Annotated in this window: 10 protein-coding genes; 6 read left to right on the top strand and 4 right to left on the bottom strand. The window is 53.6% G+C overall.

Annotated features, from left to right (window positions below; genetic code table 11):
- Nucleotides 1-11 precede the first annotated feature (11 nt).
- The 3 genes from NST44_RS00790 (at nucleotide 12) to ilvA (ending at nucleotide 5,078) form a co-directional block, all read left to right on the top strand.
- Nucleotides 12-1,148 carry a glycoside hydrolase family 88 protein gene (locus NST44_RS00790; protein WP_144869561.1) on the top strand — a complete coding sequence of 379 codons (1,137 nt, stop codon included), beginning with the start codon at nucleotides 12-14 and terminating at the stop codon, nucleotides 1,146-1,148.
- 145 nt (nucleotides 1,149-1,293) lie between these two features.
- A complete protein-coding gene (locus tag NST44_RS00785; RefSeq protein ID WP_445670714.1) occupies nucleotides 1,294-3,324 on the top strand; it encodes a DUF2264 domain-containing protein in 2,031 nt (676 codons plus the stop codon).
- A 485-nt stretch (nucleotides 3,325-3,809) separates the two neighbouring features.
- Nucleotides 3,810-5,078 (top strand): threonine ammonia-lyase IlvA, encoded by a 1,269-nt coding sequence (gene ilvA / locus NST44_RS00780; protein ID WP_340897338.1) that lies wholly within the window; start codon nucleotides 3,810-3,812, stop codon nucleotides 5,076-5,078.
- A gap of 815 nt (nucleotides 5,079-5,893) precedes the next feature.
- Here the strand turns inward: ilvA and NST44_RS00775 are convergent.
- From NST44_RS00775 to NST44_RS00760, 4 genes are all read right to left on the bottom strand, one after another.
- Nucleotides 5,894-6,184: a YfzA family protein gene (locus NST44_RS00775; protein ID WP_340897336.1), complete on the bottom strand. Its 291-nt coding sequence runs from the start codon at nucleotides 6,182-6,184 to the stop codon at nucleotides 5,894-5,896.
- Nucleotides 6,185-6,265: 81 nt separating this feature from the next.
- Nucleotides 6,266-7,198: a hypothetical protein gene (locus NST44_RS00770; protein WP_340897334.1), complete on the bottom strand. Its 933-nt coding sequence runs from the start codon at nucleotides 7,196-7,198 to the stop codon at nucleotides 6,266-6,268.
- Nucleotides 7,199-7,328: 130 nt separating this feature from the next.
- On the bottom strand, nucleotides 7,329-7,991 hold the full coding sequence (locus NST44_RS00765) for a DUF1129 family protein (protein ID WP_007130999.1): 663 nt from the start codon (nucleotides 7,989-7,991) through the stop codon (nucleotides 7,329-7,331).
- Entirely contained in the window at nucleotides 7,988-8,329 is a 342-nt protein-coding gene (locus NST44_RS00760) for a PadR family transcriptional regulator (RefSeq protein WP_007131000.1), read from the bottom strand. Before NST44_RS00760 ends, NST44_RS00765 begins: the two co-directional genes overlap by 4 nt.
- A 628-nt stretch (nucleotides 8,330-8,957) precedes the next feature.
- On the opposite strand from NST44_RS00760, the gene NST44_RS00755 reads away from it, so the two are divergent.
- From NST44_RS00755 to bla, 3 genes are all read left to right on the top strand, one after another.
- Nucleotides 8,958-10,985, top strand: coding sequence for a penicillin-binding transpeptidase domain-containing protein (locus tag NST44_RS00755; RefSeq protein ID WP_213615014.1), 2,028 nt, complete (start codon nucleotides 8,958-8,960; stop codon nucleotides 10,983-10,985).
- Between the two features lie 153 nt (nucleotides 10,986-11,138).
- The gene (gene blaI, locus NST44_RS00750; protein ID WP_040739251.1) at nucleotides 11,139-11,522 is read left to right on the top strand and encodes a penicillinase repressor BlaI; all 384 of its coding nucleotides are present in this window, start codon (nucleotides 11,139-11,141) and stop codon (nucleotides 11,520-11,522) included.
- Nucleotides 11,523-11,899: 377 nt separating this feature from the next.
- Nucleotides 11,900-12,850, top strand: coding sequence for a class A beta-lactamase (gene bla / locus NST44_RS00745; protein WP_007131003.1), 951 nt, complete (start codon nucleotides 11,900-11,902; stop codon nucleotides 12,848-12,850).
- Nucleotides 12,851-12,914: the final 64 nt, after the last annotated feature.

Raw genomic sequence — 12,914 nt, 5'->3', positions numbered from 1 at the left:
GGAGAATGAAGATGAAGACGGAGGCGGCATTGGATTGGAAGACGGAAGCATGGATGAAGGCGCTGGCGAAGACGCAGCGGAACGTCAAGCGCATTGGAGACGGCTTCCCGCATGCAAGCCAGAACGGAAGGTATGAGCTGGAGGCGCCGCACTGGTGGACGGCCGGCTTCTGGCCGGGCATGCTGTGGCTGCTGTACACCGGCAGCCGGGACGAGGAGCTGCGCGCTGCTGCGGAAGCCTGCGAACGGCGGCTGGATGACGTACTGAACGATTACGTGCGGCTGGATCATGATCTCGGTTTCATGTGGACGCTGACCAGCATGGCGTCCTATAAGCTGACCGGAAACGAGACGTCGAAGATTCGGGCGCTGAAGGCGGCGAATTATTTGGCCGCACGCTTTAATATTAAGGGCCGGTACATCCGGGCGTGGAACCCATGGAGAGAAGGGGAGGACAATGCCGGGCTGGCGATTATCGACTGCTCGATGAACACGCCGCTGCTGTTCCTGGCTTCGGAGATCAGTGGAGATCCGCGGTACCGGCATGTGGCGGAGGCGCATATGGATACGGTCGTTCGTGACTTTGTCCGTCCGGACGGGTCGGTCTATCATATTATCCGGTACGATCCGGCAACCGGCGAACGCCTGGAAGGCCTCGGCGGGCAGGGCTATGCGCCGGAATCGGCCTGGTCCCGGGGAACCGCCTGGGCACTGTACGGCTTGACGCTCGCCTATCATCATACCGGAAAGCAAATTTATCTGGATACAGCGAAGACGGTCGCGCATTTCTTCCTGGCGAATCTGCCGGAGGATCATGTGCCGTATTGGGATTTCCGCGCACCGGATGAAGCGAGGATTTATCGCGATTCTTCCGCCGGCGCGTGCGCGGCAAGCGGTCTGCTGCTGCTCGCGGAGAAGGCTGGGGCCGTGGAGGCATCCATTTACCGAACACCGGCTCAGCGAATTCTTGAATCGCTGTACCGAAACTACGGTGCTTGGGACGATGACAACGAGGAGGGCTTGATCCTCCATGGAACAAGCCATGTGCCGGAGGGGCGCAATATCGACGTGCCGCTCATCTATGGGGACTACTTCTTTGTGGAAGGCTTGGCTCGGCTTCAGGGACAGGGGCCGTTTTACTGGGAGTAGCTTTATTAGGTAGCCGCGCCGTGCGTACGGCTTCCTATGAGTACGGTGTGTGGACGGTATGGTGTATGGTCTGAAGTAAAGCCGCTGCCCGGCCATATGTCCCGGGCCCGGAAAGATGAAGCTTGGCGAAGGAGCGTGAAGCGAAATGAGTTTTCAAGGAAATAGGAGTATAGATAGGGCGGCCCGGACTGGAACCGGCGCGGGCGTGCACCCTGTTGCGGGGAATCCGCTAAAGACCCGGCAGGATATGTACCGTGCTCTCGGCGAGCTCCTTGCACCCCTGCAGCCGTATTACAGCAAAGGGTACGCGAGACTGTCCATCGGGAGCACAGGCACGGGGTATTCGGCGAATGTCGCCGAGATGGAGGGCTTCTCCAGGGTGCTCTGGGGACTTGTACCTGCCATTGCCGGCGGAGGTCATGAGGAGCTGTGGGAGCGGTGCCTGGACGGCATCCGCACAGGCACGGACCCGGAACATGAGGAGTACTGGGGAGAGGTCACCGATTATGATCAGCGGCTTGTCGAGATGGCGGTATTCGGTTTGGCGCTGGCACTTGTGCCGGACCGGATCTGGCATCCGCTGAACGAGCGGGAGCAAGCTAATCTGTACCAATGGTTGAATCAGATCAATAGGCACCCTTGTTATGACTGCAACTGGCTGTTCTTCAACGTGCTGGTTAACGTCGGCTTCCGGAAGGCGGGCCTTCCTTACGATGAGGAGCAGGTGGAACGAAACCTGAACCGGATCGACGAATTCTATCTGTCAGGCGGGTGGTACAGTGACGGTATCGGTGGACACTGCGATTACTACGGGCCTTTTGCGATCCATTATTATGGTCTGGTCTATGCCCGGCTCATGGCAAATGAGGACCCGAAGCGCGCCGAGCGGTATCTGGAGCGGGCCGCTGCCTTTGCTTCGGACTTTGTCTATTGGCATGCGCCGGACGGTGCCGCCATCCCCTACGGCCGGAGCCTGACCTACCGGTTCGCGCAATCCGCCTTCTGGTCGGCGGCGGCATTCGCAGGTATGGACGGATTCAAGCCGGGCGAGCTCAAAGGCCTTGTGCTGCGAAACCTCCGATGGTGGTTCCGACAGCCGATCTTCGACCGCGGCGGCATCCTAACGATCGGGTATGCCTACCCGAACCAGATCATGTCCGAAAATTATAATTCGCCAGGCTCCTCCTACTGGTCGCTAAAAACCTTTCTCGTACTGGCGCTGGCCGAAAATGACCCGTTCTGGACAGCGGAGGAAGAGGAGCTTCCAACGCTGGAGCGTATCTCCGTGCAGGAGCCCGCGCACCTGGTCGTCTGCCGGGAGCCGGAGACCGGTCATGCGGCGGCTTTTAATACGGGGCATTTGTCCTCCAATGAGCATACGCACACGTCGGCCAAGTACGAGAAGTTCGCCTACTCAACTGCCTTCGCGTTCAGCGTTCCGCGTGCGGAATGGGGGCTCTCCCAAGGTGCCTTCGATTCCATGCTCGCCCTCAGCGAAGGGGATCAACTGTTCAGGGTGAAGCGAAAGTGCGAGGAAGCGTGGATTCAGGATCAGGTGCTGTATGCCAGATGGAAGCCTTGGGCGAACGTTGAAGTCCGTACCTGGCTGGTGGCGGGACTGCCTTGGCATATTCGGATTCACCGGATTCATACGGAAAGGCCGCTGGAGGCGGCTGAGGGAGGTTTTGCCTTAGGGCTTGGCGAGCGTGGTGTGGGCTTGACGGAAGGCGGGGGGGCTATCGTTGAGGGTCGAAGGGCTGCGGCCTCTACCCTCTGGGGCGGAAGCTCCGTGCACGGCCTGCTCGGATTTGACGCGGCTGAGCTGATCTATCCGCATGCAAACACGAATCTGCTGCATCCCCGCACCGTTATCCCAACGTTAAGAGCAAGGCTTGATCGAGGCACCCATTGGCTGGTTTCGGCCGTATACGGAAAACCGCGGGATCTTGGATCGACATCCGAGCAAGCGTGCCCTGGACCACGCTCCCATGGTGTCCATTCGGAGGTTATTGCTGGCAATGATCCTGCTGCGAAGCAGCAACGTTTCTCGTTGGTTGCAGGTGCTGATCAAGGTGCGGGTCAGGCTGCCGCGGAGAAGCTTGGAGTACGCATCGGGCAGGGGAACATTATTATCACTTCTCTGTCGGGAATCCCGATTACGATCGCGATGGATTAGGCGGAGTGTCACTGTCCAAACCAGATTACGACTACGATGGATTAGCGCAACGTCTCTAGCGGGTTGCAGGCATTTCACCTCTTGGCCGTTTATTTACAGTACGGGTGAGGTTACCCTTCCTGCAAAAAAATATGTATATATCGGGCCGGGGAACTCTCCGGCCTTATCTTTTTTTTGGAAGCTATCTGTTCTTTGAGAAATGGGAGATTGGAAATGTTTTTAGCATCTGCTGCACCTTGTTTTTCGCCTAGGTCAGAATCGTGCGTATGCGGGCGATCAAAATTGCTGCTTAGTCAACGAGTCAAGGAGTCTCTTGTATTCCCCGATGGATATTATTAGAGGGACCAGCGTATTCCGGGCTGAAATTCGTGTAAAATGACCCGAGAAATTACGATGAAAAGTGTTACAATAGGAGAAATAAAAAAAGTTCAAGGGTAGAGATAAAGGCGATTTTGCCGCCCGGACGGTGAAGTGGAGTGAGAGAAGTGAAGGAATTGCAAGCTGAGCGCAAGGCCGTCAGCATGGAAGATATCGTACGCGCGCACCATGTGCTTCGCGAAGTGATCGTCCGCACCCCGTTGCAGCGGGATGCCGTATTATCAGCCAAATATAATTGCGATGTGTATTTGAAGCGAGAGGATCTGCAGGTGGTCCGGTCATTCAAGATCCGGGGCGCTTACAATATGATTCGCAGCTTGTCCGATGAGGAACGTCGTGCTGGCATCGTATGCGCCAGTGCCGGCAATCACGCGCAGGGCGTGGCATTCTCGTGCAATGCGCTCAACATCAAGGGCAAGATTTATATGCCAAGCACCACCCCGAACCAGAAGGTGAAGCAGGTGAAGCGTTTCGGCGGGGACAGTGTCGAGGTGATTTTGACGGGGGATACGTTTGATGATGCCTATCATGAAGCGATTAAGGCTTGCGAGGAGCAAGGAATGGCCTTTATCCATCCGTTTGACGAAGCGAAGATTATCGCCGGGAACGGAACGATCGGCATGGAGGTCATGGAGGACCTTGATGCTCCAGCTGATTATGTATTTGTGACCATCGGCGGCGGCGGACTTGCGGCCGGGGTGGCGACCTATGTGAAAACGGTGAGCCCATCGACACAAGTCATCGGTGTTGAGCCGCTCGGCGCGGCCTCCATGCTGGAGTCGAAGAAGCAAGGCGAGGTTGTCACGATGGACGAAATCGACAAGTTTGTGGATGGAGCTGCGGTCAAGCGCGTCGGGCAGCTGACCTATGATATTTGCAATGAGCTGGTGGACGACATCGTGATGGTACCGGAGGGGAAAGCCTGCACAACCATCCTGGAGCTGTACAACGAGAATGCAATCGTTGTTGAGCCTGCCGGTTCGCTGGCGGTGGCTGCACTGGACATGAACCGGGATAAGATTCGCGGCAAAACCGTTGTGTGCATCATCAGCGGCGGAAACAATGACATCGACCGGATGCAGGAGATCAAGGAGCGATCCCTGATCTATGAAGGGCTGAAGCATTACTTCATGATTAATTTCCCGCAGCGTGCCGGGGCTTTGCGCGAGTTCCTCGAAGAGGTGCTCGGCCCTGACGACGACATCGCCCGGTTTGAATATACGAAGAAGCACAACAAGGAGAACGGGCCTGCGCTTGTAGGAATAGAGCTGCTTCGTCCGGAGGATTACGGCCCTCTCATCGAGCGGATGCAGCGCAAGGGTCTTGACTACACCGAGCTGAACAAGAACGTGAATTTGTTCAACCTGCTGATCTGATGCGGGTTAGGTAAAAAAGGAAGCCTCGCGTTGAAAACGTGAGCTTGATGGAGCGGGGAAGGGGCAACCGCTGGTGAGCCAGAGGCGGAAAGTCCCGCTAACAAGTCCTTTTTAGGGACTTGTTGGTGCGTAACGGCGCGAAGTCCCGTGAACAAGTCCCTTTTGGGGACTTGTAAGTGCGTCGCGGCGGGAAATCCCGTAAACAAGTCCCTTTTGGGGACTTGTTGGTGCGTCGCGGCGGGAAATCCCGTAAACAAGTCCCTTTTGGGGACTTGTTGGTGCGTCGCGGCGGGAGATTCCGTGAACAAGTCCCTTTTGGGGACTTGCAAGTGCTTCGCGGCGGGAATTTCCGTGAACAAGTCCCTTCTGGGGACTTGTTGGTGCATCGCGGCGTGAAATCCCGTGAACAAGTCCCTTTTGGGGACTTGTAAGTGCTTAGCGGCGAGAAATTCCGCAAACAAGTCCCTTTTAGGGACTTGTAGGTGCGTCGCGGCGGGAGATTCCGCAAACAAGTCCCTTTTGGGGACTTGTAATTGCGTAACGGCCGGAAATCCCGTGAACAAGTCCCTTTTGGGGACTTGTTGGTGCGTCGCGGCGTGAAATCCCGTGAACAAGTCCATTTTTGGAACTTGTAAGTGCGAAGCGTTGACTTGCGCTCACATTGAAAAGCCGGATTCCCCTTCCAGGAATCCGGCTTTTTGGTTGTGCTCAAAGTGCTTAGCATAATGCTGTTAAACCAATTGGACACATAACAATTAGAACTTAAATCAGCAATTGGTATTCGTTTTCCTAAAGTGTAGGTAAGGTTCTTAAACTCAGCGAGAAAAAGCCTTTCTTAACGCACTGATTATTCCAGGAACAAGAAAAAAGATGCCAAAAAAGACAGTAAGTAAATTATATTGGGGCGTTTCGTAGAAATTAAACCATTCAGTGAAAATAGTAGAGTCAAGAATCCTTCCAAATAACGTTCCATCCGTATCTCTGTAGTTAAGTATCCAACCTGTTGCTTCAGATGTGAAAAAGAATATTTGTGATAATAAAAATACGCCAATAGTAGATACCCAATAGCTTTTTAAAAATGGTACAGTCGTTTGTTTCCTAACCAAAGTAATCGCATCCTAATCAAGTTACTATTCTCTATATAGTACAAAATAAATATGGCTATTTAAGAATTAAGTTCCAATCGCTTATTCCAGCGGGAACTCCTTTTGGCGGTAGTCCTCGACTTCCTTTGTCAGCTTGTCATTGTTGCTTTTAAGGACGTCGGACCAGGCTTTTAGCTTTTTCAGGAACGGGCTGTTCTCGATGTCATTGCTCTTCAAGGCTTGATCCAGCGCTTGGCGCACCTCGGGATCAAGGAGATTATCTTCATAAGCGAAGAGCGGCGTGTTGTTGTAGCCGTAGAACAGGCTGAACTCCATGAACCACAGCATGCGCTCCACTTCAGCGGCCCGGTTTGATTTAGGATGAGCTTTTAGGAAAGCTTCCTGGACCAGCCCCCGATCAATGACGTCCGACCAAGGAATAATGAGTGCACCATCGCTGACGGATACCTTCTCGGATTCAACCACCATGATGTCGATATAGGCTTGAATATCTTTGTTAATATACGGCTTGTAAGACACCAGCGACTTATAGTCGACGATCGGGAATACAACGCCTTCGGTCGTGAACAACCGGTAGCCGCTGTCGCGTAAATTGATCAGGACTTGTCTGAGATTGTCGTCCTTCGTGCGGCTGAGCGTAGCGCTGATGGGCTCATTGTATTTGTAAATGTTCATTAGTTTGTCTTGGATGCCGGTTTTATAGACGATGTCGGTCTTGGCTGACAGCTGCTTTTTCATCGCATTCTCCAGCTTCAATACAAGCATGGTCGCCTGATAACGGGTTACGCTGCGGATATGCTTGGTGATATACGTCTTGGCGTATGCGACGTCTTTCTCCTTCAGCAATTTGCTGGCCTTGTTGTATACGGCATTGCCGAAGGCAGTGGCTTTATTTGAGGCGGCTGTTGAAGCTGATTTGGTTTCCGAAGCAGGGGCTGCTCCCGCAATGATTCCCGTCTGAAGGGATAGAGCAAGGGCAAGGATCGCAGCCACGGCGGACTTTTTGGATTTCATAAAGAGATTTCCTCCTTTTACCACGCATTACCCTTATCCTACCACCTTCTACCGGACATTGGTTTACAATATTTTTGGAAAATATTAAAAAAATCTTCATGAACTATAACGAAATTGCGGCGATTTTGCATTATTTGCTCGAAAAAAACAGCTTCGTTCCCAAGAGTCCGATGACAAAAATGACAAGGCTGACCCAAGGCTGAATATGAAGCACCGGGAGCAGCCGCCCCAGCCACACGCCGCCGACAAGAATGACTACAGCGATAACGACGTAAATGCCCATATGGCGGATATTGATTTTGCGCCGCTCTTCTTCCGGCTGGAACGTTCCGTTCTTCATCCATTTCATTATTAATTGAATCAAGATGTAGGAGCCTCCGGCCAGGAGAATCAGCGTTGAAACCCGTACCTGCGTCATCCGTTCCACCGGACCTCCCGTCCAAGTGACAATAAAACCAACGATCGCCTGCACGAAAAAGAACCATGTCAACGAGATCCAAGGAATCATAACGTGAAGCTGCAGTTTGTTGAGGCCCTTCATAGGCGGCAGCTGCTCAACCAGGTCTTTGCAATAGGCTTCCGGATCGCTGCCGAAGACTTCTTCCGCAGTCTTTCCTTTAGCCTGAGCATCCAGCAGATGCTGGCCGATTTCCAGCAGCAGCTCCTCGCCCTTCGCTTCATTGACGGAACTGCTTCGTATATAGACAACCATGTCCTGATAATATGACAAATTGCCGGGTGTCATCGCATCCTGAAGCCGGTTGTTTTCCTTGATCATTTGTTTAATCTTCATGCTTTTTGTCCTCCGGAAGTTAAAATAAAGTCCACGCTCTCTTTAAGCGTTCCCCAATGCTGCTTGAATTGTTGGAGCGTCTCCTGTCCTTTGCCGGTCAGCCTGTAGTATTTGCGGGGTGGTCCGCCTGCACCCGGCTCGGAACGAAGGGTGCCTTCGATTAACGCTTCTTTCTGCATTCGAAGCAGGAGCGGATAGATGCTGCCCTCGCTTACAAACGTCAGTCCGCTGTTCTCCAGCAAGGTGCTGAGCTCGTAGCCGTACACTTCCCGGTGCTCCATAAGCGCCAGAATGCAGCCTTCGAGAATGCCCTTGAGCATCTGGCTTTGTGTTGTCATAGATGGTGGTGGTCTCCTTTTCCGACTAGGTTGTTATGCAAGGTAGGTGGGTACGGCAGAGAATCCGGATTTCAGTAATCCTCCGGCTGATTTGCTACCTTATGTTAACCGCTACCTTGTTATGCAACCCATCTTAGCATGACTTGACTTGCAATGCAAGATAGTTGCTCAAATGGCTAACTGCTATGTGCTAGCTGGAAGGACAGGAATAATACGCGGCTTCGTTAAAAAGGTTGATGGGCTCATCCTCCGTTATCGAGCCTCTCGTGGTCGAGCCACTGTCGTCGAGCCACTGTCATGGAGTTGGATGGTCGAGCCATGTCGTCGAGCCACTGTCATGGAGCTGGGTGGTCGAGCCACGTTGTCGAGCCTCTCCGATGTCGAGCGTCCATCGTCGAGTCTCCGAACTGACGATCACAAGAAGCAAGGCGTGATGGGATCCGCATCAGCTTCGATAGATTCGAGTTATTGACACACCTTGATTACAAATGTAGTATTCAATTTAGATTACATTAGTAATCTGTTTTTGGGAAGGCGTTTGAAAAGGGCTACGGCAAGAGAGCCGAAACTCCGGCAAGCTCAAATCTAAGGGCAACATTCTATCAAGAATCGGAAAAGAGGGGATTTCATGCGTTGTGTTCGATATGTGGGCTGTATCGTCATCATCCTGATCATGTTTACGGGCTGCAAAGAGAAAGAGACCCTCCCGGAAGAGGTGTTCGATCGCTACATCGGGCTCTGGCAGCAGGGACAATATGAAGCCATGTACGAGCTGGTCTCCAAAGCGGCGAAAGAGGCGATTCCTGCAGAGGCGTTCGCGGCTCGCTACCGTTCCATTTACGAGGGCATCGGCATGAGCAATCTGAGCGTGACCGCGCTGCCTCAAGCCGGCGAGCCGGCGACTGACGACGGATTAAGCGAAAAGACGTTTGCATATCAGCTTAAGATGAATACGAGCGCAGGCCCGATTGACGTTGAAGGGGCCATGCGCGTGGCGAGGGACCAGGAGACGGGTGAATGGAAGGTGGATTGGAAGCCATCCCTGCTCTTCCCATCGATGGAAGAAGGGGATAAGGTGACGGTTCGCACGCTGCAGTCGAGGCGGGGGGAAATCTATGACCGGTCGGGCAACGGGCTTGCCGTCAACGGAAGCATTGAAGTGATCGGGATCGTGCCGGGTGAACTTGGAGAGGCCAGGGAGAAGACGATTGCCCAGCTTGCGAAGCGGCTTGAAATCCCGGAATCGTTCATTCGGGAAAAACTCGCGGCTTCGTGGGTCAAGGATAATGTGTTCGTGCCGATCGTCAATGCGACGGGGGATCGGGCCCGCCTTGATTTTAGCGATTTGCAGGGTGTAACGAAACGGGACAAGAGCGCCAGGGTCTACCCCTACGGGGAAGCGGCCGTTCATTTAACCGGATATATCAGGCAAGTCACGGCGGAGGATATGGAGAAGCATAAGGACAAAAACCTGGAATCCGACGACGTGATCGGAAAATCCGGACTCGAACAAATTTACGATGATCGGCTTAGAGGAAAGGACGGCGTCCACATCTCGATCATCGCGGCGGACGGAACGGTGCGTGAGACGCTGGCGAAGGTCGAGCCGGCAAACGGCGAGGATATCCGCCTGACCATCGATGCCGGCCTGCAAGAATCGATGTATCGCTCACTGGATGGAGACGCGGGAACGGGGGCGGCCATTCATCCGCAGACGGGGGAGATTTTGGCGCTTGTCAGCAGTCCGGCATACGATCCGAACCTGTTCATCCAAGGATTATCGGAGGAGCAGTGGAAATCGTGGAACGAGGACCCCAAGAAGCCGTTATTGAACCGATTCACGAAGCTGTACGCTCCCGGTTCGGTGTTTAAGCCGATTACCGCTTCCATCGGATTGCAGCTTGGCGTGAGCTCCGTCGATGAGGTCAAAACGATCGAGGGACTGCGGTGGGCCAAGGACGGCAGCTGGGGGAGCTATTACGTGAAACGGGTGAGGGACGTACCCGTCGAGGATCTTACCGACGCGATCGTCAATTCCGACAATATCTATTTGGCCCAGGAAGCGCTCGAGATGGGGGCCGAAGATTTCAGCAGGGAGGCGGAGAAATTCGGGTTTGGCGCATCGTTGCCGATTGACTATCCGTTCCCGAAGGCAAGCCTGTCGAACGATGGCATCACGAACGAAATACTGCTGGCCGATTCCTCCTATGGACAAGGGGAAGTCCAGATGAGCCCGCTGCATCTGGCCTTGTCCTACACCCCATTCATCAATGAAGGGAAGCTGGTTGCGCCCGTATTGGAGCTTAAGAAAGACAAGGAGCTTCAGGGGGAAGCGCAGGGAGAACGGGTTCTGACCCCGGACACGGCCGAAGCCATCCATCGTATGCTGCTTAGGGTCGTCGACGATCCCAAAGGGACAGGGCACGGGGCATATATCCCGGGCCGCAAAATTGCGGGGAAGACCGGCACCGCAGAGCTGAAGCGAACGAAAGCGGAAAGCGGGCAGGAGAACGGGTGGTTCGTCGTTTATGATGCAGACGGATTCGATTTTCTGATGGCCGTTATGATCGAGGACGTGCGCGATCGCGGCGGCAGCGGCTACGTCGTTCGCAAAACCGCGCCGGTGGTAAAGGGTTACGTGGAGAACCGGCACTAACGTCCGGTTTGAAAAATTGGAAGAGACATGCGATATTAAGATCAGCAGCCGGATCGGACCGTTTGTATCCATCCGGGATTGGACCGCGGAAGGTATGCGGCATGGCCGCCTTCAATCTGCGGTGGAGTCAAAATGAATCGGGAAGTGATGAAAGTGCCTGAGCAAGTGCCAAAAATTTCGGAAGCGGAATGGGAAGTCATGAACGTGCTGTGGGAGAGATCTCCGCTTACCGCCAGCGAAGTCATTCAAGCATTACAGGAAAAAACCGATTGGAAGCCGAAAACAATTCGTACCTTGCTCGACCGTCTGGTCAAAAAAGAGGTGGTCGGCGTCAACCAGAATCAAAAAGTGTACACGTTCACGCCGCTGTATTCCCAGAGCGAGTGTCAGCGGGCTGAGGCGAAGTCGTTTCTTAATCGCATCTATGGCGGGACGATGAAATCGATGCTTGTTCATTTTTTCGAAGAGGAGTCGCTAACGGAAGAGGAGATCAAGGAGCTGCGTAACATGCTGAACGAGAAATCCGACAAGCGGTAACCGATGACTTTGCGCAAATAGCGGTCTAGCCGCTGCCTATCCCGGCGCGCGGTGTAATGATGACTGCCGCACGATGCTAAAGCGTCGACGCTTGGACGACAAGCCAGCGGTCGAGGATCGGAAATAGGGGATAAACGATTCATGTAAAGCCAAGGAGAGTTCGTTCTGAAGGTTGGAACGAGCTCTTTTTTATTGGAAAAATAGGGTTCAACTTGCACGACTGAGCGTTTCAAAAAGAGATCATGCGGAGCATTTGACAACAACAGATTACAAATGTAGTATAATGAAATAGATTACATTAGTAATCCAACTGATTGGAAAGGGGGACTAAGATAACATTCGCACCATCCTAGATCAAGCTGAAATGAGGATTGCATATGTTAAAAGCAAAACATTCATATCATTTTCGGACCAAGCCGAAATGGACCATAGTACCGATTGTGCTAACCGCTATACTTATGCTTGCCGGTTGTATGAAGAATGAAGCTCCAGCCGCCGAGACCGGGAAGGAGGTTCCGCCTCCGCCGTCTACCGTGGAAGCAGCAGCAACCGATCCGTTGTTTGAAAACCTGGAGAACGAATATGACGCGAGGCTCGGCGTTTACGCCATCGACACGGGATCGGGGGAGACGATCGCTTATCGGGCGGATGAGCGTTTTGCGTATACGTCGACCTTTAAGGCGCTGGCTTCGGGCGCGGTGCTTATGCAGAATTCCGTCGAGGATATCGACGAGATGATCTCCTACTCCGCTGAGGACCTTGTGACCTATTCGCCTATTACGGAGAAACATGTTTCGACGGGGATGACCCTTAGAGACATTATGGATGCAGCCATTCGCTATAGCGACAACACGGCCGGCAATCTGCTGCTTAAGCAGTTGGGCGGACCGGACGGCTTTGAGGCGGCTTTGCGGCAAATCGGCGATACGGTTATCCAGGCCGATCGTTACGAAACCGAACTGAATGAGGCTGTGCCTGGGGATGACCGTGATACAAGCACGGCACGAGCTTTAGCCACCTCGCTCAACGCTTTTGCCCTTGGCGATGTGCTTCCAGAGGATAAACAAACGATACTCACGGACATGCTGCGGGGCAACACGACGGGCGACGAGCTGATTCGCGCGGCCGTGCCCGAAGGCTGGGTCGTCGGTGATAAGACGGGGGCAGGGAGTTATGGAACGCGGAACGACATCGCCATTGTCTGGCCTCCGGAGGGCGATCCGATCGTGCTCGCGATTTTATCAAGCCGGGATGCGCAGGATGCAGACTACGACAATGCGCTGATCGCTAAGGCAGCGGAAGCTGCGCTTTCGGCCCTGAGGGATTGATTTGATATATCGCCCGGGTCATGCGATAGTGGTAGTATCTCGTTAAGGAAGAAGGGAGAGCGGC

This window comes from Paenibacillus sp. FSL W8-0919 (genome assembly GCF_038003785.1).
GTDB lineage: Bacteria > Bacillota > Bacilli > Paenibacillales > Paenibacillaceae > Paenibacillus_AQ > Paenibacillus_AQ lactis.
The sequence above is the reverse complement of the archived record's forward strand: the minus strand, read 5'-3'. Positions and strand labels throughout refer to the sequence as shown.

Excerpts from the sequence above, each read along its gene's own strand:
- NST44_RS00790 (WP_144869561.1), top strand. The coding sequence starts at position 12 with ATGAAGACGGAGGCGGCATTGGATTGGAAGACGGAAGCATGGATGAAG.
- NST44_RS00760 (WP_007131000.1), bottom strand. The coding sequence starts at position 8,329 with ATGACAACACAAAGCCAGATGCTCAAGGGCATTCTCGAAGGCTGCATT.
- bla (WP_007131003.1), top strand. The coding sequence starts at position 11,900 with ATGTTAAAAGCAAAACATTCATATCATTTTCGGACCAAGCCGAAATGG.
- NST44_RS00785 (WP_445670714.1), top strand. The coding sequence starts at position 1,294 with ATGAGTTTTCAAGGAAATAGGAGTATAGATAGGGCGGCCCGGACTGGA.
- NST44_RS00770 (WP_340897334.1), bottom strand. The coding sequence starts at position 7,198 with ATGAAATCCAAAAAGTCCGCCGTGGCTGCGATCCTTGCCCTTGCTCTA.
- NST44_RS00765 (WP_007130999.1), bottom strand. The coding sequence starts at position 7,991 with ATGAAGATTAAACAAATGATCAAGGAAAACAACCGGCTTCAGGATGCG.
- NST44_RS00755 (WP_213615014.1), top strand. The coding sequence starts at position 8,958 with ATGCGTTGTGTTCGATATGTGGGCTGTATCGTCATCATCCTGATCATG.